Raw genomic sequence first — 20,732 nt, forward strand, 5'->3', positions numbered from 1 at the left:
CGCGCGGTGCGACGAAAAGATTCGCTAAAAGGGATTCGCGGCGAAAGAGCACGAGTATCCGACAACACCGACGTGTTTACGGCTTGAATCGGCGTGCCTTGAACAGGTCGACCTGCGTCATGGCGTCGCATGACGCATGTAAAAACGCGGCGCAGCCTTTCGGCGCGCCGCGTTCGAACGCGGATTCCCGCGCGCTTTTACCATTCATGACGCTCGCGCCAGCGTTGCTCGCGGCGCATCTCGTGATGCCAGCGGCGCTCGCGCCATTCGTGACGACGCCATTCGCGCTCGCGCCAGCGTTCGTCGCGATCGCCGTATCCATATCCGTAATAGCCGACCGGCACCGCGGGCTGCGCGTACACGGGCTGCGTGTAGACCGGCACGCCGACGCCCACCGCCACATCGACGTGCGCGTTCGCCGATGCCGATATCGCAAGTGCCGCGAGCCCCGCCAGCCCGATCGCCGTACCAAGAAGTTTCTTCATGTCGCTTTCTCCTTGCACCGAGTGCCGTGTGAGTCAGTGCAGTCTAGAAAGCGATGACGGATACAGGTGCAACGGGTTTGCCAGAAAGGTAACGTCAGGTAACGGTCAGCGAAAACGAAGGTGTCCTAGCGCACACGCTTGCCGGAACCGTCGATGACGACTTCGCCATCTTCCTTCGTGAACGGCCCCTTCTGCGCTTCGGGCAGGATATCGAGCACGAGCTCCGATGGCCGGCACAGCCGCGCGCCCTTCGGCGTATCGACGAACGGACGGTTGATGAGAATCGGATGCGCGAGCATCGCGTCGATGAGTTGTTCGTCGCTGAGGCTCGGATCGTCGAGGCCGAGTTCGGCGTATGGCGTGCCCTTCTCGCGCAGCGCTTCGCGCACCGACAGTCCCGCGCGCGCGATCAGCGCAACGAGCGTCTCGCGGCTCGGAGGATGCGTCAGATACTCGATCACCGCCGGCTCGATGCCCGCGTTGCGGATCAGTGCGAGCGTGTTGCGCGAAGTCCCGCACTTCGGGTTGTGATAGATGGTGACGGTCATGGCGGCGATGTCCCTGCGTTCGTGGATTAGCCATCGCATTCTAGGCGATGGCGCGATCGACAGCTTCGCGTCACGCACGCGACCGCGAGCGCCATGCGCGTTCAATTGTCCTGTTCAATCGCGGAGCGACGGCCTATAACGAAGAGTGCAGCGCGGCATGCGTCTTCTGCGGACCCGCGGGTCCCATTCGCCGGCAAGCGCACCGGCGCTCCGTCTGCATCACATTCGAACAAGTCCGGGAAACCCGCCGCGGCAGCCTCGCCGGGAACCGGCGCCAATATCCGCTCGCCAGCGCCATGCATGGCACATGCAGCACTCGTGGCACGTTCCGTGCGGATCACCGATTCGAATCAGCGAACAGCGTTGCGCGGCGTACACGCGAACGCGCCTTTCGATCAAGGAGTCGACATGAAATCACGTATCGCCATGGCGGCGCTCGCCGCCTCGTTACTCGCCACTGCCGGTCTCGCATCGGCTCAGCAGTCCTATTACCGCACCGCGCAGGTTCCGGGACAGGCCACCGCCGACACCTGGACCGATCCCGCCGCGCCCGCGCAAAACGCCATGCAGGGCCAGTCGACCGACACGTCCTACGGCGGCTCGCCGATGACACGCGGCGCGGCCGGCGCAACCACGATGGGCACGATGGACAGTCCGGCCTCCAAGCCCTGCACGCGCGGGCCGCAATGCAATATCTTCTTCGGCCAGTGAATTCTTTAGACTGCGCCAGCATAGGTGCATGACCCGGCGCGTCCGTTCGGTGAGAACGGACGCGCTTCCCTTATCCACGGAATGGCCAGCATGCACTGCGACGAATCTCCCGCACCTCTCTTCGACGAAGGCTTCAACCAAGTCGTGACCGAGACGCGCGAGCCGGACGGTTCGCTCGATGCCGGCCGGAAGTAAGCGCGCGATGGCCACCTCGAAAAGCAAGACCGCGCGCATTCGCGTCGGCGTCGGCGGATGGACGTTCGAGCCGTGGCGCGGCACGTTCTATCCGGACGATCTGCCGCAAAAGCGCGAACTCGAATACGCGAGCCGCGCGCTGACGTCCATCGAAGTGAACGGCACGTTCTACGGCGCGCAAAAGCCCGCGACGTTCATCAAGTGGCGCGACGAAACGCCCGACGACTTCGTGTTCTCGCTGAAGGCGCCGCGCTACGCGACGAATCGCCGGGTGCTCGCCGAAGCGGGCGATACCATCGAGCGATTCTTCGGCAGCGGCGTGCTCGAACTGAAGGACAAGCTCGGCCCGATCAACTGGCAATTCGCGCCGACCAAGAAGTTCGATCCGGAGGACTTCGAACGCTTTCTCGAACTGCTGCCCGCGAAAGTGGAAGGCCGCGCGATTCGTCACGCGGTCGAAGTTCGGCACGAGAGCTTTTGCGATGCGGCCTTCGTTGCGCTCGCGCGGAAGTATCGCGTCGCGGTGGTCATCGCGGGGGATTCGAAGTATCCGCAAATCGCGGATATCACCGCGCCGTTCGTCTATGCGCGCATCATGGGCACGACCGACAAGCAGGCGAAGGGCTATGCGAAAGCGGCGCTCGATCGCTGGGCCGAGCGCGCGAAGACGTGGTCGTCGGGCGGCTCGCCGGACGACTTGCAGACCTTCGGCAAGGCTGCGCCGAAAGCCGCATCGCGCGATGTGTTTCTCTACGTCATCAGCGGATTCAAGGAGCGCAATCCCGCGGCGGCGATCGCGCTCATCGAACGTCTGAAAGGCTAAAGAACCTTTAGCGGACGAGACACGGCTTCTTGTTGTCGAACTTCCAGTTCGGAATCAGATATTGCATCGCGACGCCGTCGTCGCGCGCGCCGAGTCCATGCTGCTTGTACAGTTCGTGCGCCCTCTCGACTTCGTCCATATCCAGTTCGACGCCCAGGCCCGGCGCTTCCGGCACCTTCACTTTCCCGCCGACGATCTGGAGCGGATCGCGCGTCAAACGCTGGCCGTCCTGCCAGATCCAGTGCGTGTCGATAGCGGTGATCTTGCCCGGCGCGGCAGCGGCGACGTGCGTGAACATCGCGAGCGACACGTCGAAGTGATTATTCGAATGCGAGCCCCACGTCAGGCCCCAGTCGTTGCACATCTGCGCGACGCGCACCGAGCCTTGCATCGTCCAGAAATGCGGATCGGCGAGCGGAATGTCGACCGATTGCAACTGGATCGCATGACCCATCTGACGCCAGTCCGTCGCGATCATGTTCGTCGCCGTCGGCAGGCCGGTCGCGCGGCGGAATTCCGCCATCACTTCGCGGCCGGAGTAGCCGTTTTCCGCGCCGCACGGATCTTCCGCGTAGGCGAGCACGTCGTGCTTGTCGCGGCACAGGCGGATCGCTTCGGCCAATGACCACGCGCCGTTCGGATCGAGCGTCACGCGCGCATCCGGAAAACGCTCGGCGAGCGCCGTGACGGCTTCGATTTCCGCATCGCCCGCGAGCACGCCGCCCTTCAGCTTGAAATCGTTGAAGCCGTAGCGCGCTTGTGCCGCTTCGGCCAGACGCACGACCGCCTCAGGCGTCAGCGCGACTTCGGTACGCACGCGGTCCCAATCGTCCTTGCCGTCCGCGCCGGACGCATACGGCAGATCCGTCTTGTGGCGATCGCCGATGTAGAACAGATAGCCGAGCATTTCCACTTCATCGCGCTGCTGGCCTTCGCCGAGCAAGGCCGCGACGGGCACGCCGAGATGCTTGCCGAGCAGGTCGAGCAGCGCGGCTTCGAGCGCGGTGACGGCGTGGATCGTCGTGCGCAGATCAAAGGTTTGCAGGCCGCGGCCGCCCGCGTCGCGATCGGCGAACTTCGTGCGGACCTGATTCAGCACCGCATGCAGATTGCCGACCGATTGCCCGACGACGAGCGAGCGCGCATCGTCGATCGTCTGGCGGATGTTCTCGCCGCCCGGCACTTCGCCGACGCCCGTGTTGCCCGCGCTGTCCGTCAGGATCACGAGATTGCGCGTGAAGAACGGACCGTGCGCGCCGGACAGGTTCATGAGCATGCTGTCGCGGCCCGCGACCGGCACGACGCGCAATTCGGTGACTTTCGGAGTGTTCGTGGACATGAGCGTGATCCTTCCCAGAGAGGTTGAAGCGGGTTTCAGTGCGCGCCTTGATGCGCGACGTGGCCGTCCGGCGTGCGATCCGAGCGGCGGTTGCGCGTGAAGAAGACCGCGACCGCCGCGATCAGCGATGCGACGCCGAGGCCGTACAAGCCGCCCGACACCGAGCCCGTATGTTGTTGAAGATAGCCGAAGGTCGCAGGCGCGAAGAAACCGCCGAGATTGCCGACCGAGTTGATGAGCGCGAGCACGCCAGCCGCGACGCGCGCATCGAGATAGCCTTGCGGAATCGGCCAGAACAGCGACGACGCCGCCTTGAAGCCGATCGCGGAGAAGCAGATGGCGACGAACGACAGCACCGCGTTGCCGGTCGTCGATGCGAACAGGCCACATGCCGCGATCACGAGCGCCACGGCGACCCACGCCTGCTGGAAGCGCCAGCGCGCGGAGAGCAGCGCGAAGCAGTACATCGCGACGATCGCGATCATCCACGGAATCGTGTTGTAGAGGCCGACCTGGAAATCGGTGAGGCCGCCCATCTTGCGGATGATCGTCGGCAGCCAGAAGGTCGCGGCGTAAATGGTGAGCTGAATCGCGAAATACATGAAGCAGAACAGCACGATCTGCGGATCTTTCAGCAGCTTGATCGCGGGAATGTGGCCGCCGGTGGCCGCTTCGCGTTCCGCCTGTTCGGATGCGATCGCGTTTTGCAGCGCGCGTTGCTCGTCGACGGAAAGCCAGTGAGCATCGCTGATGCGCGATTTCAGCAGCATCCAGCTCACGCCGCACAGGATGACGGAGAACCCGCCTTCGATCAGAAACATCCACTGCCAGCCGTGCAGGCCAAGACCGCGAATCGACAGCAGACCGCCCGTGATCGGGCCGGACAGAATCGATGCGAACGCCGAGCCGCCGAGGAAAATCGCGATCGCCTTGCCGCGTTCCTTCTGCGGCAGCCATTGCGTGAAGTAATAGATGACGCCCGGGAAGAATCCCGCTTCCGCGACGCCCAGGAGAAAGCGCAGCACGTAGAACGACGTTTCGTTCTGCACGAAGGCCATCATCGCCGCGACGACGCCCCACGTACCCATGATGCGCGTGAGCCACGCGCGCGCGCCGTACTTCTGCATCAGCACGTTGGACGGCACTTCGAACAGCGCATAGCCGATGAAAAACAGACCGCTGCCGAGACCGTACGCCGCCGCGCCGATGCCGAGATCGGTCTGCAAATGCGAGCTCACGAAACCGACGTTCACGCGATCGATGTAGTTCGCGATGAACATGATGAGGAACAAGGGCAGCACATGGCGCTTGACCTTGGCGCTGGCCGATTCGAGCAGATCGGCGGCTGGCGTGGCGGGAATCGTGTTCAAGGGATGTCTCCGGATCGCGTCTCGTGGTACGTTGTCTGATGACATTCTATGGCGAGATGCTTTCGGGGCCAATCGCGTGTTTACCCTTTCTCGGCTCTAGGCTTGTCGTATATGGCTTACACGCCGATGGACACCGAGCGCATGTGCGGACGCTGGCCTTCTAAACTAGGACGTCCGACAACTACAGAAGCACAAAGCCGGTTGCGAAAACGACACTGCCGGCGCGAGGCCGGCAGTGTTTAGCGAAGACGGGAAAGGCTGACGCTTACTTCTTGTCCTGCCCGATCTCGTGATTCGCCATGATCTCGAGCGCGCGCACCATGCCCGAGTGATCCCACGCCTTGCCGCCGTGCGCGGCGCACGCATTGAACAACTGCATGCACGTCGACGTGTTCGGCAGCGCGACGCCGAGCGATTGCGCCGTCGCGAGCGCCAGATTCAAATCCTTCTGATGCAGCTCGATACGGAAGCCCGGATTGAACGTGCGCTTCGTCATGCGCTCGCCGTGCACTTCGAGAATGCGCGACGACGCGAAGCCGCCCATCAGCGCGGTGCGAACCTTTTCGGCATCGACGCCGGCCTTCGATGCGAGCAAGAGCGCTTCGCCGACCGCCTCGATGGTCGCCGCGACGATCACCTGATTCGCGACCTTGCAGACCTGTCCCGCGCCGACTTCGCCGATCAGCGAGATGTTCTTGCCCATCAGGTCGAAAAGCGGCTTGACCTTGTCGAACGTGGCTTGCGCGCCGCCGACCATGATCGTCAGCGACGCGGCCTTCGCGCCGACTTCGCCGCCGGACACGGGCGCGTCGAGATAATCCGCGCCCTTCTCGCGCACTTTCGCCGCGAATTCGCGCGTGGCGATCGGCGAAATCGAGCTCATGTCGACGACGATCTGACCGCTCTTCAGCTTGCTCGCGACGCCGTTCTCGCCGAACAGCACGCGTTCGACGTCCGGCGTGTCCGGCACCATGATGAAGATGACGTCGGCCTGCTCCGCGACGGCCGCGGGCGAATCACAGGCCGTGGCGCCCGCGCCGGTCAGATCGGCGGGCACGCCGCTGCGCGTGAATGCCGCGAGCTGGACGCCGCCCTTGAGAAGATTGGCCGCCATGGGATTGCCCATGATGCCCAGTCCGATGAAGCCTGCCTTTTGCATGTATCGCTCCTTGATGTCGATTTTCGATGCCGGTTTGTCGAGCGCGACGCTCAGTCCGGGATGAAATGTTTGCGCACGCCCTGCGCCGCGTTTCTGAGCATCCCCAGATCCGCGCACACGGCGACGAATGTGCTGCCCATTGCCAGATAGCGCTCGGCGTCTTCCTGCACGGGCGCGAGAATGCCGCTCGGCTTGCCGGCCGCGTGCGCGCGCTCGAACACATGTGCGATGACCGCCTGCACGTCCGGATGGTTCGCTTGGCCGATGTGACCGTACGATGCCGCGAGATCCGACGGTCCGACGAACAGCGCGTCGACGCCTTCGACCGCGATGATCTCGTCGATCGCTTCGACCGCCGCGCGGCTCTCGATCTGCACCGCGACGCTGATATTGTCGTTCGCGACCTGGAAGTAGTTCGGAACCGTGCCGTAGCGATTGCCGCGATGCCCGACCGACACGCCGCGGATGCCCTGAGGAGGATAACGCGTCGCGGCGACGGCGCGCTCGGCATCGGCGGCGCTGTCGACGAACGGAATCAGGAAATTGACGACACCGCCGTCGAGCAGCTTCTTGATCGCGACGGGATCGTTGGCCTGCGGGCGCACGACAGGCGCGCTCGGGCTGTCTTTCAGCGCCATCAATTGCGGGATGAGCGTGAGCGCGTCGTTCGGCGCGTGCTCGGCGTCGAGCAGCATCCAGTCGAATCCGACCACGCCGACGAGTTCGGTGACGATCGGACTCGCCAGCGACATCCAGCATCCGATCAGCCGCTTGCGCTCGCGCAGCGACGTTCGGAATGTATTGGGCAGCGGTTGATATGGTGACGAAGACGGCATGATGCCTCCCTGTGACGACGGCGATTTGATTGGAAAGCGGCAAGTCCGAACTCACGTAGTTATCGGACGTCTTAACACAGGGTACTGTGGAAACGCGGGAAAACGACAGCGGCGTAAACCCTGTATTCCTTGATATTAAGAGATTTCTGCTAAGAATCGTCTAATTCTACTTATACGATGTCTTATATCAATTCGCAGGACATGCGGGCCGCGTCGAATTGACGAAGCGTTCCCCACGCAGGAAGATGCGTCGTCGGACATCCCCACGCGCGAGGCTTATCGCGCCATGCGCGTAGACCGATCCTAAGCGAAGCCAAGACGTCCGACAACGGGCGTAAACGCCGCGCTTCCCAGAACAATATCCATCAGCAGCGAATCACCATGGCCAGTCTCACCGATAAAGTCGTCGCAACCCTGATCGAGGATATCGAACGCGGCGTTCTCCGTCCCGGCGACAAGATCCCGACCGAAGCCGCGCTGATGAAGCAACTGTCGGTGAGCCGGTCGGTGGTGCGCGAGGCGGTGTCGCGCTTGCAGGCGGCGAACGTCGTGGAAACGCGGCACGGCGTCGGCACGTTCATCCGCTCGCCCGAGGAACGCGAATCCGTGCGTCTCGCGGATGCCGACCTGTCGAACCTGCTGGACATCATGGCGATCATCGAATTTCGCATCGATCTCGAAGGCGCCGCCGCCGCGCTCGCCGCCGGCAGGCGCACCGACGCGCATCTGAAGCAGATCGCCGCCGCGCTCAAGCGCTTCGAGGAGCAACTCTCGAACGGAAGTACGGACGTGCTGCAACACGACGTCGAGTTTCACTTGCAGATCGCGCGGGCGAGCGGGAATCGCTATTTCCACGACGTGCTTAGTCAGATGGGACGCGGCGTCAGTCCGCGCACGCGGCTGGGCAAGGCCGAAATCGCGGAGCTGGATCAGATCGAACGTCTGCGCTGTGTGCTGAGCGAGCACAAGGCGATCTATCAGGCGATCGTGCGTCAGGATCCGGACGATGCCCGCGCCGCGATGCGCATGCATCTGAGCAACAGCCGCGAACGGTTGAGACACGCGCATGGCGCTGCCGCCTGAATGAGCGCCGATGTTTTGGGCAGTGCCGCCACGTTGTCTGAGTAAACAAAAGAGTTCGTATGTATACGTGGTAGTAGTTAACAAGCTCGCCGCAAATCGGTGGATAACTGGCAATGCGCTTTTTACGTCAGAGGTTTACCGCGCCGACAACTCCGGTATGGCGGGCGTGGTTTCGGCCTGACCTCGGGACAACTTTCGCGTCGTTTCGACGGACGTCGAGTTGTTCAGAAAGCGCCAACAGTTAACGCGACGATGTGCCAACAAGGTTGTCCACAGGACGATGGCTTTGCATGAACCGAAGTCCGCGCGCGGAACGCCGTTCGAAGTGTTCGCGACGTTTCTCAAACTCGGCCTGACATCGTTCGGCGGACCGGTCGCGCACATCGGCTACTTTCGCGCTGAATTCGTCGAACGCCGGAAATGGCTCGACGACACGAGCTTCACCGATCTCGTCGCGCTATGTCAGTTCCTTCCGGGGCCGGCGAGCAGCCAGGTCGGAATCGCGATCGGCTTCGCGCGCGCAGGATGGATCGGCGCGCTGGCGGCATGGACCGGCTTCACGTTGCCGTCCGCGATTGCGCTGATTCTCTTCGCCCTCGGCCTGGCGCACTCGGCGCAGCTGATTCACTCCGGGATCGTGCACGGTCTCAAGCTCGCGGCGGTCGCCATCGTCGCGCAAGCGGTGTGGGGCATGAAGACGTCGCTGTGTCCGGACCGGTTGCGGGCCGGCATCGCCGTGGCCGCCGCGTTGATCGCGCTGACCGTGCCGTCGGCCGCCGGGCAATTGGGCGCCATCGCGTTCGGCGGAATCATCGGCTGGCGGATGTTGACGCTGACGCATCTGGCGTCGGCGAAGCATCGGCGATATGGCATCGGCAGAACTCAGGGCGCGATGCTGCTCGCGGTTTTTTTCGTGCTGCTCGCTTTGCTGCCGGGCGTCGCCGGTTGGACCGGCGCGAACTGGCTCGCGATGGCGTCGGTGTTTTACCGGTCGGGCTCGCTCGTTTTCGGCGGCGGGCACGTCGTGTTGCCGCTGCTTCAGGCGAGCGTCGTGCCGAACGGATGGGTGCCCGACGATGTTTTTCTCGCCGGATATGGCGCGGCCCAAGCCGTGCCGGGGCCGCTCTTTACCTTCGCCGCGTTTCTGGGCGCGGTGATGCCCGCGCCGCTCGGCGGATGGATCGGCGGTTTCGCGATGGTCGTCGCCATGTTCCTGCCCGCGTTTCTGCTCGTGCTCGGCGCACTGCCGTTTTGGGAGACGTTGCGTCAGCGGGACGCGATACAGCGCGCGATGGGCGGCGTGAACGCGGCGGTCGTCGGCATTCTCGGCGCGGCGCTGTACGACCCGGTCTGGACGAGCGCCGTGCATTCGCGTGCGGATGTCGCGCTGGCGTTGGCCGCGTTCGGTTTGCTCGTCGTGGGGCGCGTGTCTCCGGTGATCGTCGTGGCGCTGACCGCGATCGGCGGATGGGTGATCGGCGCGTGAAAATGAAAAAGGTCCGCGACATGCGCGGACCTCTTTATTCTTTTTCAGCCGATCAACCGACCTTATTCCACCGTCACCGACTTAGCCAGATTGCGCGGCTTGTCGACATCCGTCCCGCGCGCACACGCCGTGTGATACGCGAGCAACTGCAGCGGCACGACGTGCAGGATCGGCGACAATGCGCCGTAATGCTCCGGCATGCGGATCACATGGATGCCGTCCTCGCTGACGATGCGCGTATCCGCATCCGCGAACACGTACAGTTCGCCGCCGCGCGCGCGCACTTCCTGCATGTTCGACTTCAGCTTTTCGAGCAGCGCGTCGTTCGGCGCGACGGTCACGACCGGCATCGCCTCGGTGACGAGCGCGAGCGGCCCGTGCTTCAGCTCGCCCGCCGGATACGCTTCAGCGTGGATGTACGAAATTTCCTTGAGCTTCAACGCGCCTTCGAGTGCGATCGGATAATGCAGGCCGCGGCCGAGGAACAGCGCATTCTCCTTGCGCGCGAACTCTTCCGACCACGCGATGATCTGCGGCTCCAGCGCGAGCACGCTGTTCAGCGCAGCCGGCAAGTGGCGCAGTTGCGTGAAGTACGCCGCTTCGCGCTTCGCGTCGACGTGACCGCGCATCTTCGCGAGCGTCACCGCGAGCACGAAGAGACCGACGAGCTGCGTCGTGAACGCCTTCGTCGATGCCACGCCGATTTCGGTGCCCGCGTGCGTCAGGAATGCGAGTTCGGTCTGGCGCACCATCGCGCTCGTCGCGACGTTGCACACGGCGAGCGTGTGCTTGTGGCCGAGCGACTGCGCGTGCTTGAGCGCGGCGAGCGTGTCGGCGGTTTCGCCCGATTGCGAAATCACGACGACCAGCGCCTTTGGATTCGGCACCGATTCGCGATAACGATATTCGCTCGCGATCTCGACCTGCGTCGGAATCTTCGCGATCGATTCGAGCCAGTATTTCGCCGTCACGCCCGAGTAGTAGCTCGTGCCGCACGCGAGAATGAGAATGCTGTCGACCTGCGAGAACGCGTCGCGCGCCGCTTCACCGAAGAGGCTCGGGCTGAACTCGTCGGCTTGCGGAATCGTGTCGGTGATCGCGCGCGGCTGCTCGAAGATTTCCTTTTGCATGAAATGGCGATACGGCCCGAGCTCGACCGCGCCGCCGTACGCCGTCACCACGCGCACTTCGCGCTCGGCGGGTACACCTTCGCGATCGACGATCTTCACGCCTTCGAGACCGATCTCGACAACATCGCCTTCTTCGAGGAACGCGAAGCGGTCCGTGCTGCCGGCGAGCGCGAGCGCATCGGAAGCCAGGAAGTTTTCGCCCTCGCCCACGCCGACGACGAGCGGCGAACCCTGACGCGCGCCGACGACCGTATGCGGCTGATTCCGGTGCATCACCGCGATCGCATACGCGCCGTGCAGTTGCTTCACGGCCTCGCGCACGGTTTGAAAGAGATCGCCGCGATACATGCTGTGAATCAGATGCGCGATGACTTCGGTGTCGGTCTGCGACACGAACTCGTAGCCCTTGCCCTTCAGCATTTCGCGCAGCGACTCGTAGTTCTCGATGATGCCGTTGTGCACGAGCGCGACGGTATCGCGCGAGAAGATCGGATGCGCGTTGTCGGTGACGGGCGCGCCGTGCGTGGCCCAGCGCGTGTGCGCGATGCCGGTCATGCCGCCGAGGTTCGTCTCGCGCACTTGCGCGTCGAGATCGGATACGCGCGCGACGCTGCGCGCGCGGCGCGGCTCGCCGTTGCTCAGAACGGCCACGCCGCACGAGTCGTAGCCGCGATATTCGAGCCGGCGCAGACCTTCGACCAGCACCGAGACGATGTTACGTTGCGCTACCGCGCCGACAATTCCGCACATGGACGTTCTTCCTCTGAGACTTGCATTCGAAAGCGCGATGCACGATGCGCCGCGCGCGTTGGGCTGAATCTGACGTACAGCCTTACGACTTCTTCTTGACCGGGCGCACGTAGCCCGTCTTGCTCACTTGCGACTTCTCATTGAGCACCAGCTCGCCTTCGCCAACGTCCTTCCATACTGTCGTGCCGGCCGCGATCGTCACGCCGCGGCCCACGCGCACCGGCGCGACCAGTTGCGTATCCGAGCCGACGAACACGTCGTCCTCGATCACCGTGCGATGCTTGTTCGCGCCGTCGTAATTACAGGTGATGGTGCCCGCGCCGATGTTCACGCGCGCGCCGACATCCGAATCGCCGATATAGCTGAGATGGTTCGCCTTCGAGCCGCGCCCGAACACCGCATTCTTCACTTCGACGAAGTTGCCGACATGCGCTTCATCGCCGAGCGTCGCGCCCGGACGCAGCCGCGCGTACGGACCGAGCACGACGTTCGCGCCCGTCTTGCCGCCTTCGATGTGCGTGTACGCATCGATTCGCGTGCCCGCGCCGATGGTCGCGTCGCGGATCACGCAGTTCGGGCCGATCGTCACGTTGTCGGCGAGCGTCACGCGTCCTTCGAACACGCAGTTCACGTCGATCGACACATCCGCGCCGCATTCGAGCGTGCCGCGCACGTCGATGCGCGCCGGGTCCATCAGCGTCACGCCCGCATCGAGCAGCGCGTTCGCGACGTTGCGCTGATGGATGCGCTCCAGCTCCGCGAGCTGGATCTTGCTGTTCACGCCGAGCGTTTCCCATTCGGCGTCCGGCTGCGCGGTGACGACTTCGACGCCCGCTTCGATCGCGCGCTCGACGACGTCCGTCAGATAGAACTCGCCCTGCGCGTTGTTGTTCTTCAGCGACGCGAGCCACGATTCGAGCGTGCGCGTCGGCGTGATGACGATCCCCGTATTGATTTCCGCGATGCGCCGTTCTTCCTCGCTCGCATCCTTTTGCTCGACGATCTTCTTCACCTTGCCGGCGGCGTCGCGCACGATGCGCCCGTAGCCCGTCGGATCGCCCACGTTCACGGTCAGGACGCCGTAGCGCTCCGCGCCCGCGGCGGCGATCAGACGTTCGAGCGTGCTCGCACGCGTGAGCGGCACGTCGCCGTACAGCACGAGCGTCGGAACCGATGGATCGAGCAGCGGCAGCGCCTGCTGCACGGCGTGTCCCGTGCCGAGTTGTTTGTCCTGCAGAGCGAACTGGACGTCCGGCGCGCCGACGGCCTCGCGAACCTTGTCCGCGCCATGTCCGACGACGACGACGAGCCGCGTCGGCGACAGCGTGCGCGCCGTATCGATGACGTGCGCGAGCAGCGGTTTGCCCGCCAATGGATGAAGCACTTTCGGCAGGGCGGAGCGCATGCGCTTGCCCATGCCGGCAGCCAGAATCACGATGTTCATCGCTGAAAGCCTTGCTGGTATGACGAGCCGCCAATTTATCACGCGGCTCTTTGGCGCAATGCGGCGAAACCCACGCTGCGCCTTATTGGATAAAGGTTACAGGTCGTCGAACTGCACAATTGAAACCGTGCCGGACGTTCCTGACGGTTCGGTCGCACACGGTTCCTCGTCGAACGCGATATCGCCTTGCGGATCGGCCTCGCCCGTCGCGCGCAATCCGGCGAACGGGAAAAGTTTGCTGTCCATCAGATGCGACGGCACCACGTTCGACAGCGCGTTGAACATGTTTTCCACGCGCCCCGGAAAACGCTTGTCCCATTCTCGGACCAGCGCCTTCATTTCCGCGCGCTTCAGATTCGGCTGGCTGCCGCACAGATTGCACGGAATGATCGGGAATTCGCGCAGTTCGGCGTATTTTTCGAGATCGACTTCCTTCACGTACGCGAGCGGACGAATGACGATGTTCTTGCCGTCATCGGATTGCAGCTTGGGCGGCATGCCCTTCAGCTTGCCGCCGTAGAACATGTTGAGCAGCAGCGTCTGCAGGATGTCGTCGCGATGATGTCCGAGCGCGATCTTCGTCGCGCCGAGCTCGCCCGCGACTCGATACAAAATGCCCCGGCGCAGTCGCGAGCAGAGCGAACATGTCGTCTTGCCTTCCGGCACGAGCCGCTTGACGATGCTGTACGTGTCCTGATTCTCGATATGGAACGGAATGTCGAGCTTGCTCAGATATTCCGGCAGCACGTGTTCCGGAAAGCCCGGCTGCTTCTGATCGAGATTGACGGCGACGATCTCGAAGTTGATCGGCGCGCGCTCGCGCAGGCGCATGAGGATGTCGAGCATCGCGTAGCTGTCCTTGCCGCCGGACAGGCACACCATGACCTTGTCGCCTTCCTCGATCATGTTGAAGTCGCCGATCGCCTCGCCGACCTGGCGCGCGATGCGCTTGAACAGCTTGTTGTTCTCGTATGCTTCCTTTTGCTGGCGCTTCGTCAGCGCCTCGCGCACCGGCTTTTGCGCTTCTGCGGTTTCGGCTGCGGCTTCGATCGTGTCGCGCGCGTTCATGCTCGTTCCTCTTTGATGCGGAAGACTTCGACGCCGACCGCGTCGCAATCGGGATAGACGTCGGGCTTTTCCGTCGACACGGCCACGGCGCGCACGTTCGGATGCGCGAGCAGCGCGGCCGCGACGTCGTCGCACAGCGTTTCCTGCAAATGGATGTGTCCGCGCTTCACGCGCTCGGCGATGGTCGAGCGCATGAAATCGTAGTCGACGACTTCGGCGAGCTTGTCGGCGACGGGCGTCGACAGCGCGAGCGGCACGTACAACTCGACGTTGATGACGACACGTTGCTCGCCGCGCTTTTCGAAGTCATGCACACCGATGTTGATGCGAACTTCGTAGTTACGCAGAAAAAGCCGCCGGCAATCGGTCAGCCGGGGATGCGAAAGTGCGGCAAGCATGTTGGTTCCAATATTCAGTGGCGCGTTTCAGGACTTTTGCGCGCCGATCATGTACATGACGTCGCGCGGACTCGGCACGAGATGCTGGCCGCCGTCGACGACGAGCGTCGTGCCGGTCACGCCGTGCGCGTTCGCGAGATAACACGCGGCCTGCGCGACGTCGTCGACCGTCGATGCGCGGTTGAGCGGCGTCACGCGATGCGCCGTCTCGAACGACGCGGGCGTCTGGCCGGCGGAAATCAGCGTCAGACCGGGCGCGAGGCCGACGACGCGCAGTTTCGGACCCAGCGCCTGCGCGAGCGCGATGGTGGCGTTTTCGAGCGCCGCCTTCGTCAGCGTGTACGACAGGTAGTCCGGGTTCATGTTGTACAGCTTCTGATCCAGCACGTTGATGACGACGCCGCGTTGCGCGTCATCGACGGTTGCGGACTCGGGCGTGATCTCGTGCAGCATGCGCGCGAGCGTGAGCGGCGCCGCGACGTTGACGGCGGTCATCTCGAGCAGCCTCGCGTAGCCGAAGTCGATGGCCGTATCTTCGTCGAAACGCGACGCGCAGTTCACCACGCAGTTCAGACCGCCGAACGCTTCGGCGCACGCCGGCACGAGCCGTTCTACCTCGGCCTCGACGGCGAGATCCGCTTTCAGTGCAACCGCGCGGCGCCCGAGCGACTCGATATCCGCGACGGTTTCGCGCGCTTCATGCGCCGAGTGGCCGTAATGCACGGCCACATCCCAGCCTTGCCGCGCGAATTCGAGCGCGACGCCGCGCCCGATGCGTTTCGCCGCGCCGGTCACGAGCACGGCGCGCGCACGCGAAACGGGACCGGATGACGACGTGTTGACGGAAGAAAACGGCGTGGAAGCGCTCATTTACAATACTGGGATGAATCCGAATGCCAGACAATCCGATAGTTTACCTGCTCCGGGCGCCGACGCGCTCGCGCAGTCCGAAGCGCTCACCGACCTGATCCGCGGGCGCATTGCCGCGGCGGGCGGCTGGTTGCCGTTCGACCGCTATATGGACCTCGCGTTGTACGCGCCCGGCCTCGGCTATTACAGCGGCGGAGCAATGAAATTCGGCCGCCGCGCGGAAGACGGCAGCGATTTCGTCACCGCGCCGGAACTGTCCCCGCTTTTCGCGACGACGCTCGCGCGGCCCGTCGCGCAGGCGTTGCAACAAAGCGACACGAAGCAATTGATGGAATTCGGCGCGGGCACCGGCAGGCTCGCGGCGGGCTTGCTGAACGCGCTCGCCGAACTCGATGTCGCCTTCGACAGCTACACGATCGTCGATCTTTCGGGCGAGTTGCGCGAACGTCAGCGCGAGACCGTCGAGAAGGACGCGCCGGCGCTCGCCGCGAAGGTGAAATGGCTCGACGCGCTGCCCGATGCGTTCGAGGGCGTCGTGATCGGCAACGAAGTGCTCGACGCGATGCCTGTGCGTCTGGTCGTGCGCAAGCTCGGCGCGTGGCACGAGCGTGGCGTCGTGGCGCTGAACGACCGCTTTGCCTTCGATGACCGGCCGATTGCGCCGGACGCGCAGGTCGAACTGATCGATGCCGCCATCGATGAAGCCAACGACGAGCCTTTTGCCGAATATGTGACGGAGACGCACGAGGCCGCGCTCGCGTTCACGAAGACCGTCTGCACGATGCTTGTGCGCGGTGCGGCATTTTTCATCGACTATGGTTTTCCGCGACGCGAGTTCTATCACGCGCAGCGCGCGGCGGGCACGCTGATGTGTCACTACCGGCATCGCGCGCATTCGGATCCGTTTCTGTATCCGGGATTGCAGGACATCACGGCGCATGTCGAGTTTACGGGCATCGCGGAAGCAGGCGTCGAAGCGGGTGCGGATTTGCTCGGATTTACGTCGCAGGCGCGGTTTCTGATGAATGCCGGCATCACCGATGTGCTCAGCGATCTCGATCCCGCTGATGTGAAGCGCTTTTTGCCTGCTGCGAATGCCGTGCAGAAGCTGCTTTCGGAGGCGGAAATGGGCGAGTTGTTCAAGGTGATCGCGTTTTCGCGCGGCATTCCCGGAATGCTGGATGCGTTTTCGGCCGGCGATCGGTCTCATACGCTATGAGTAAGCGATCATGATCCGCTGGCTGCTCACTACGTTTATCGCGCTCGCGATTCTTTCGGGGTCGCTGCCGTGGCTCAAGAAGATCGGCATCGGGAGGCTTCCCGGAGATTTCACGCTGCGGATATTTGGGCGGGAATATTCGTTTCCCTTTATGTCGACGCTGCTGTTGTCGGTTTTGTTGTCGTTGATTGCGCGGGCGCTTTGAGGGTTTTTTGCTTTTGCTTCTGCTTTCGTTTTCGCCGGATCCCGTTTTCGCGTCGGTCTATTAGCACTGCCCCTGTGCGGGGCGGCACTCACTTTCTTTGCTGCTGCAAAGAAAGTAAGCAAAGAAAGCAGCTCCCGATACGCCCGCGGTCACACGCAATTTGGGTAGTCCTCTCGTCCATCGTGGGCTGCCTAAAGAGTGCCCTCATAGGCCCCATCGGGCTTGGCTCGCGCACGGTCTGCCACATCGCACCACACAACAAACTGGTTCAGCACTAAATAGCTCCGGCCCGCTTCGCGGCCGACCGGTGAATCGGGTCTGCGTGTGCTTCGCTACTAACGTCTTAATCTCGCTGCACTTGCCGCACGTTGGTTTCCCTTGCATACCGGGCGGCAGCGCGTAGCGCTGTGCCGAAGCTCTTTCGTGCTGAACCAGCGTTCTCAACGGTTTCGGGCGGCGGACCGTGCGCGATCCAAGCCCGGTTATTGTGATGAGGGCACTCTTTAGGCGAGTGCCATCGAGGACGAGAGAACTACCCAAATTGCGTGTGACCGCGGGCCTGAAAAGCTGCTTTCTTTGCCTACTTTCTTTGCAGCAGCAAAGAAAGTAGGTGCCGCCCCGCACAGGGGCAACGCTAATAGACCGACACGAACACAGGATCCGGCGAAAACAAAAAAACAAACGAACCGCAAGACAAAGCAAAACAAAGCAAAACAAGAAGCCGTCAAACCCCCAAAGCGCCTTTCACCGCCGCGACCCGCGCATCATGCACGGCATCCTTGATCTTGGAAGGATTAGAAGCAAACGCCTGCGCAACGGCCCCGGCATCGACCGCACGAGCCGCAACCAACGCCTCCCGCAAACGCTCAGCCTGCGGATAAGCCTGCTGCTCCAACCCAAGCCGCCCACGCGCATCCGCGACACAAGCCTGTAGCGCTTCAGCAAACCTCGCAGGCTTGCGTATCGCATCCGATCGCTCGAACAGCCTGACGAGCGCCGCCGCGCCCATCTCCATCACGCGATGAATATTCCCGTGCTCACGCGCGACGAGCATCGCCAGATCGCGGCATTCGTTCGGCACGCGCAAGCGCTCGCACAAAGGCCGCAAGAGGTCGACGCTGCGTCCCTCATGGCCGATATGCCGCGGCAAAACATGCTCCGGCGTCGTCGCCTTGCCAAGATCGTGCGTCAGCGCCGCGAAGCGCACCGGCAACGCGAATCCCTGCGACGCGGCGTAGTCGAGCACCATCATCACATGCACGCCGGTATCCACTTCCGGGTGATAGTCCGCGCGCTGCGGCACGCCCCACAACGCATCCACCTCCGGCAGAATCCGCGCGAGCGCGCCGCATCCGCGCAGCACGTCGAACATGCGCGACGGCTTCTTTTCCATCAGCCCGCGCGACACTTCCTGCCACACACGCTCGGCGACGAGCGCATCGACTTCGCCCGCCGCGACCATCCGCTTCATCAGCTCGGCGGTTTCGGGCGCGACATCGAAATCCGCGAAACGCGCCGCAAAACGCGCGAGTCGCAGAATACGCACCGGATCCTCGATGAACGCATCGCCGACATGCCTGAACAACTTGTTCTTCAGATCGCTCTGCCCGTCGAACGGATCGATCACCGGACCGGTCAGCTCGCCCGCCGGCGTGACTTCGCGCGCCATCGCGTTGATCGTGAGATCGCGGCGCGCGAGATCTTCCTCGAGCGTCACATCCGGCGAATAGTAGAACTGGAAGCCGTGATAACCCGCCGCCGTCTTGCGCTCCGTGCGCGCGAGCGCGTATTCCTCGTGCGTCTGCGGATGCAAAAACACCGGAAAGTCCTTGCCGACCGGCCGATAACCCTGCGCCACCATCTGCTCGGGCGTCGCGCCGACGACGACATAATCGCGATCCACCACCGGCACGCCGAGCAATTCGTCGCGGATCGCGCCGCCGACTGCGTAGATGTTCATCGCGCTTCCTCGCGCGCGCCGTCGATCCACGCCGCGACCGCGGGCAGCGCCGTCACGCGTTTCGCATAATCGAGCGACGTCGCGCTCAGTTCAGGCGCGTAGGTGTTGAAGCGCATGACGACCGGCGCGAACATCGCGTCCGCGATACCGAACTCGCCGAACAAAAACGGCCCGCCCGATTTCGCCAGGCACTCCGCCCAGATCGCCTCGATGCGCGCGATGTTCGCGAGCGCGCCCGGCGTCGCGCCCGCGCCCGGCGCGCGCGTCGTGATTTCCATCGGCATGTTCTCGCGCAAGTCCGCGAAACCCGCGTGCATTTCCGCGCTGATGCTGCGGGCGCGCGCGCGGAGAGCCGCGTCGCGTGGCCACATCGCGTGTTCGGGATGCGCCTCGGCGATCGTTTCGACGATCGCGAGCGACTCCCACACGGAATCGCCCGCATCGGTGATGAGGCACGGCACCTTGCCGGACGGCGACACTTCGAGAATCTTCGCTTTCGTGTCGGGCTGGCCGAGGCGGATCAGCGTCTCTTCGAACGGGATGCCGAAATGTTTGAGCAGCACCCACGGGCGCATCGACCAGGAAGAATTGAACTTGTCACCGATAACGAGTTTCATGCGATCACAAAAAGAAGATTAACGATGCGCGGTTGCGCGATATCCGTTGAAGCGCGAGCGCGGCGAGTTGCCGCTCAGATACAGCGGCGCGATGGTCTCGATGCTCGCCGGCTCGTCGATGCCCAGTTCCGGCGCAAGCGGCCCGCTCGCGATGCTCGGCGTCTTCATCGAATCGAGATTGTCGCGCGAGATGACGGGCTGGCCGGGCGCCATTTCCATCGTCATCGCCTGCAGGCGGCCGAGGCTCTCCGGCAGCTTGATGATGCGCGAATGCTTGCCGATGGTCGCGCCCGCGAAACGCACCAGTTCCGCGAGCGTGTAGACGCTCGGCCCGGCGAGCTCGTAGACATGGCCATTGGCGGCGTCGAGATCGAGCACGTTGACCATCGCCTTCGCCACGTCGCCGACGAAGACCGGCTGAAACTGCGCATCGGCACAAGCGAGCGGAATCACCGGGAACATGCGTTCCAGAAACGCAAACTGATTCAGGAGATTGTCCTCCGGACCGAACACGACGGAACTGCGAAAGACCGTCCAGTCGAGTCCGGATTCTCGGACGATCTTTTCGCCGTCGCCCTTCGAACGCAGATACATGCTCGGGCCCGCCGGATCGGCGCCGATCGCGCTCATATGCAACAGACGCCGCACGCCCTTCGCCTCGCACGCGGCGGCGATCTTGCGCGGCAGTTCGACATGCGCTTTCGCGAACTCCGGCCCGTACGGATCGTCGCGCCGTCCCTGAAGAATGCCGACGAGATTGATCACGGCATCGCTCTGATCGATGAACGCGGCGAGTTGCACGGGATCGTGCACATCGGTCTCGATGACGTCGACGGGCAACAGCGTGAGATGCGCGGCGTTCGAGCGCCGTCGCGTCGCGACGCGCACGTTCTTGCCGAGATCGACGAGCGCATTGACGAGATGGCTGCCGATGAATCCCGAACCGCCGATCAACGCTATATGTTGGTGTCGCATAGTTCGCCTCTTGGGTCGCGGCCTGACGAATGCGGCTTCAGTTCAGAACGCCGGCGCAGAA

Annotated in this window: 20 protein-coding genes; 6 read left to right on the forward strand and 14 right to left on the reverse strand. The window is 63.4% G+C overall.

Annotated features, from left to right (window positions below; all coding sequences use genetic code 11):
• Positions 1-197: 197 nt before the first annotated feature.
• Together QCE58_RS00175 and arsC are read right to left on the reverse strand one after the other, a co-directional pair.
• Positions 198-485, reverse strand: a complete 288-nt coding sequence (locus QCE58_RS00175; protein WP_239295480.1) for a hypothetical protein — start codon at positions 483-485, stop codon at positions 198-200.
• A 125-nt stretch (positions 486-610) separates the two neighbouring features.
• Complete coding sequence (gene arsC / locus QCE58_RS00180; protein WP_008352660.1) at positions 611-1,033, reverse strand: arsenate reductase (glutaredoxin); 423 nt, start codon at positions 1,031-1,033, stop codon at positions 611-613.
• Positions 1,034-1,441: 408 nt separating this feature from the next.
• On the opposite strand from arsC, the gene QCE58_RS00185 reads away from it, so the two are divergent.
• Positions 1,442-1,744, forward strand: a complete 303-nt coding sequence (locus tag QCE58_RS00185; protein WP_250481709.1) for a hypothetical protein — start codon at positions 1,442-1,444, stop codon at positions 1,742-1,744.
• A 202-nt stretch (positions 1,745-1,946) separates the two neighbouring features.
• Positions 1,947-2,762 (forward strand): DUF72 domain-containing protein, encoded by an 816-nt coding sequence (locus tag QCE58_RS00190; RefSeq protein WP_250520829.1) that lies wholly within the window; start codon positions 1,947-1,949, stop codon positions 2,760-2,762.
• A 7-nt stretch (positions 2,763-2,769) separates the two neighbouring features.
• Here QCE58_RS00190 and gudD read toward each other — a convergent pair whose 3' ends face one another.
• From gudD to garL, 4 genes are all read right to left on the reverse strand, one after another.
• The gene (gene gudD, locus QCE58_RS00195) at positions 2,770-4,101 is read right to left on the reverse strand and encodes a glucarate dehydratase (RefSeq protein WP_008352656.1); all 1,332 of its coding nucleotides are present in this window, start codon (positions 4,099-4,101) and stop codon (positions 2,770-2,772) included.
• Positions 4,102-4,136: 35 nt separating this feature from the next.
• Positions 4,137-5,471 (reverse strand): MFS transporter, encoded by a 1,335-nt coding sequence (locus tag QCE58_RS00200; RefSeq protein ID WP_008352655.1) that lies wholly within the window; start codon positions 5,469-5,471, stop codon positions 4,137-4,139.
• Between the two features lie 265 nt (positions 5,472-5,736).
• Positions 5,737-6,747, reverse strand: a complete 1,011-nt coding sequence (locus tag QCE58_RS00205) for a 2-hydroxy-3-oxopropionate reductase (protein ID WP_268811673.1) — start codon at positions 6,745-6,747, stop codon at positions 5,737-5,739.
• Positions 6,681-7,466, reverse strand: coding sequence for a 2-dehydro-3-deoxyglucarate aldolase (garL, locus tag QCE58_RS00210; protein ID WP_175979608.1), 786 nt, complete (start codon positions 7,464-7,466; stop codon positions 6,681-6,683). Before garL ends, QCE58_RS00205 begins: the two co-directional genes overlap by 67 nt.
• Before the next feature lie 381 nt (positions 7,467-7,847).
• On the opposite strand from garL, the gene QCE58_RS00215 reads away from it, so the two are divergent.
• Positions 7,848-8,549 (forward strand): FadR/GntR family transcriptional regulator, encoded by a 702-nt coding sequence (locus tag QCE58_RS00215; RefSeq protein WP_250440268.1) that lies wholly within the window; start codon positions 7,848-7,850, stop codon positions 8,547-8,549.
• A 280-nt stretch (positions 8,550-8,829) separates the two neighbouring features.
• Positions 8,830-10,035: a chromate efflux transporter gene (chrA, locus tag QCE58_RS00220; RefSeq protein WP_250481711.1), complete on the forward strand. Its 1,206-nt coding sequence runs from the start codon at positions 8,830-8,832 to the stop codon at positions 10,033-10,035.
• Between the two features lie 62 nt (positions 10,036-10,097).
• Here the strand turns inward: chrA and glmS are convergent, their stop codons facing one another.
• From glmS to QCE58_RS00245, 5 genes are all read right to left on the reverse strand, one after another.
• Complete coding sequence (gene glmS, locus QCE58_RS00225; protein ID WP_034473249.1) at positions 10,098-11,915, reverse strand: glutamine--fructose-6-phosphate transaminase (isomerizing); 1,818 nt, start codon at positions 11,913-11,915, stop codon at positions 10,098-10,100.
• Between the two features lie 82 nt (positions 11,916-11,997).
• Complete coding sequence (glmU, locus tag QCE58_RS00230) at positions 11,998-13,359, reverse strand: bifunctional UDP-N-acetylglucosamine diphosphorylase/glucosamine-1-phosphate N-acetyltransferase GlmU (protein ID WP_008352645.1); 1,362 nt, start codon at positions 13,357-13,359, stop codon at positions 11,998-12,000.
• A 96-nt stretch (positions 13,360-13,455) separates the two neighbouring features.
• Positions 13,456-14,427 (reverse strand): tRNA 2-thiocytidine(32) synthetase TtcA, encoded by a 972-nt coding sequence (ttcA, locus tag QCE58_RS00235; RefSeq protein ID WP_008352644.1) that lies wholly within the window; start codon positions 14,425-14,427, stop codon positions 13,456-13,458.
• Positions 14,424-14,825 (reverse strand): dihydroneopterin aldolase, encoded by a 402-nt coding sequence (locus tag QCE58_RS00240; RefSeq protein ID WP_008352641.1) that lies wholly within the window; start codon positions 14,823-14,825, stop codon positions 14,424-14,426. Before QCE58_RS00240 ends, ttcA begins: the two co-directional genes overlap by 4 nt.
• A gap of 27 nt (positions 14,826-14,852) precedes the next feature.
• Positions 14,853-15,695 carry an SDR family oxidoreductase gene (locus QCE58_RS00245; protein WP_250481779.1) on the reverse strand — a complete coding sequence of 281 codons (843 nt, stop codon included), beginning with the start codon at positions 15,693-15,695 and terminating at the stop codon, positions 14,853-14,855.
• Positions 15,696-15,708: 13 nt separating this feature from the next.
• On the opposite strand from QCE58_RS00245, the gene QCE58_RS00250 reads away from it, so the two are divergent.
• Both QCE58_RS00250 and QCE58_RS00255 read left to right on the forward strand, forming a co-directional pair.
• Positions 15,709-16,914, forward strand: coding sequence for a class I SAM-dependent methyltransferase (locus QCE58_RS00250; RefSeq protein ID WP_250520830.1), 1,206 nt, complete (start codon positions 15,709-15,711; stop codon positions 16,912-16,914).
• 10 nt (positions 16,915-16,924) lie between these two features.
• Entirely contained in the window at positions 16,925-17,119 is a 195-nt protein-coding gene (locus QCE58_RS00255) for a DUF2905 domain-containing protein (RefSeq protein ID WP_008352638.1), read from the forward strand.
• A 724-nt stretch (positions 17,120-17,843) separates the two neighbouring features.
• Here the strand turns inward: QCE58_RS00255 and QCE58_RS00260 are convergent.
• The 3 genes from QCE58_RS00260 to QCE58_RS00270 are packed head-to-tail and all read right to left on the reverse strand — an operon-like array spanning position 17,844 to position 20,671.
• On the reverse strand, positions 17,844-19,079 hold the full coding sequence (locus tag QCE58_RS00260) for a multifunctional CCA addition/repair protein (RefSeq protein ID WP_008352637.1): 1,236 nt from the start codon (positions 19,077-19,079) through the stop codon (positions 17,844-17,846).
• A complete protein-coding gene (locus tag QCE58_RS00265; protein ID WP_008352636.1) occupies positions 19,076-19,696 on the reverse strand; it encodes a glutathione S-transferase family protein in 621 nt (206 codons plus the stop codon). Before QCE58_RS00265 ends, QCE58_RS00260 begins: the two co-directional genes overlap by 4 nt.
• Positions 19,697-19,714: 18 nt before the next feature.
• Positions 19,715-20,671: a complex I NDUFA9 subunit family protein gene (locus QCE58_RS00270; protein WP_008352635.1), complete on the reverse strand. Its 957-nt coding sequence runs from the start codon at positions 20,669-20,671 to the stop codon at positions 19,715-19,717.
• Positions 20,672-20,732: the final 61 nt, after the last annotated feature.

Origin of the sequence: Caballeronia sp. LZ028, from assembly GCF_031451415.1 — a bacterium.
Lineage (GTDB): Bacteria > Pseudomonadota > Gammaproteobacteria > Burkholderiales > Burkholderiaceae > Caballeronia > Caballeronia zhejiangensis.

What these genes read in the sequence shown, in the direction of transcription:
- glmS (WP_034473249.1), bottom strand. Translation starts at nt 11,915, where the DNA reads ATGTGCGGAATTGTCGGCGCGGTAGCGCAACGTAACATCGTCTCGGTG.
- QCE58_RS00245 (WP_250481779.1), bottom strand. Translation starts at nt 15,695, where the DNA reads ATGAGCGCTTCCACGCCGTTTTCTTCCGTCAACACGTCGTCATCCGGT.
- QCE58_RS00260 (WP_008352637.1), bottom strand. Translation starts at nt 19,079, where the DNA reads ATGAACATCTACGCAGTCGGCGGCGCGATCCGCGACGAATTGCTCGGC.
- arsC (WP_008352660.1), bottom strand. Translation starts at nt 1,033, where the DNA reads ATGACCGTCACCATCTATCACAACCCGAAGTGCGGGACTTCGCGCAAC.
- QCE58_RS00250 (WP_250520830.1), top strand. Translation starts at nt 15,709, where the DNA reads ATGAATCCGAATGCCAGACAATCCGATAGTTTACCTGCTCCGGGCGCC.
- glmU (WP_008352645.1), bottom strand. Translation starts at nt 13,359, where the DNA reads ATGAACATCGTGATTCTGGCTGCCGGCATGGGCAAGCGCATGCGCTCC.
- QCE58_RS00265 (WP_008352636.1), bottom strand. Translation starts at nt 19,696, where the DNA reads ATGAAACTCGTTATCGGTGACAAGTTCAATTCTTCCTGGTCGATGCGC.
- QCE58_RS00190 (WP_250520829.1), top strand. Translation starts at nt 1,947, where the DNA reads ATGGCCACCTCGAAAAGCAAGACCGCGCGCATTCGCGTCGGCGTCGGC.
- chrA (WP_250481711.1), top strand. Translation starts at nt 8,830, where the DNA reads ATGGCTTTGCATGAACCGAAGTCCGCGCGCGGAACGCCGTTCGAAGTG.
- QCE58_RS00270 (WP_008352635.1), bottom strand. Translation starts at nt 20,671, where the DNA reads ATGCGACACCAACATATAGCGTTGATCGGCGGTTCGGGATTCATCGGC.
- QCE58_RS00185 (WP_250481709.1), top strand. Translation starts at nt 1,442, where the DNA reads ATGAAATCACGTATCGCCATGGCGGCGCTCGCCGCCTCGTTACTCGCC.
- gudD (WP_008352656.1), bottom strand. Translation starts at nt 4,101, where the DNA reads ATGTCCACGAACACTCCGAAAGTCACCGAATTGCGCGTCGTGCCGGTC.
- garL (WP_175979608.1), bottom strand. Translation starts at nt 7,466, where the DNA reads ATGCCGTCTTCGTCACCATATCAACCGCTGCCCAATACATTCCGAACG.
- QCE58_RS00255 (WP_008352638.1), top strand. Translation starts at nt 16,925, where the DNA reads ATGATCCGCTGGCTGCTCACTACGTTTATCGCGCTCGCGATTCTTTCG.
- QCE58_RS00175 (WP_239295480.1), bottom strand. Translation starts at nt 485, where the DNA reads ATGAAGAAACTTCTTGGTACGGCGATCGGGCTGGCGGGGCTCGCGGCA.
- QCE58_RS00240 (WP_008352641.1), bottom strand. Translation starts at nt 14,825, where the DNA reads ATGCTTGCCGCACTTTCGCATCCCCGGCTGACCGATTGCCGGCGGCTT.
- QCE58_RS00215 (WP_250440268.1), top strand. Translation starts at nt 7,848, where the DNA reads ATGGCCAGTCTCACCGATAAAGTCGTCGCAACCCTGATCGAGGATATC.
- ttcA (WP_008352644.1), bottom strand. Translation starts at nt 14,427, where the DNA reads ATGAACGCGCGCGACACGATCGAAGCCGCAGCCGAAACCGCAGAAGCG.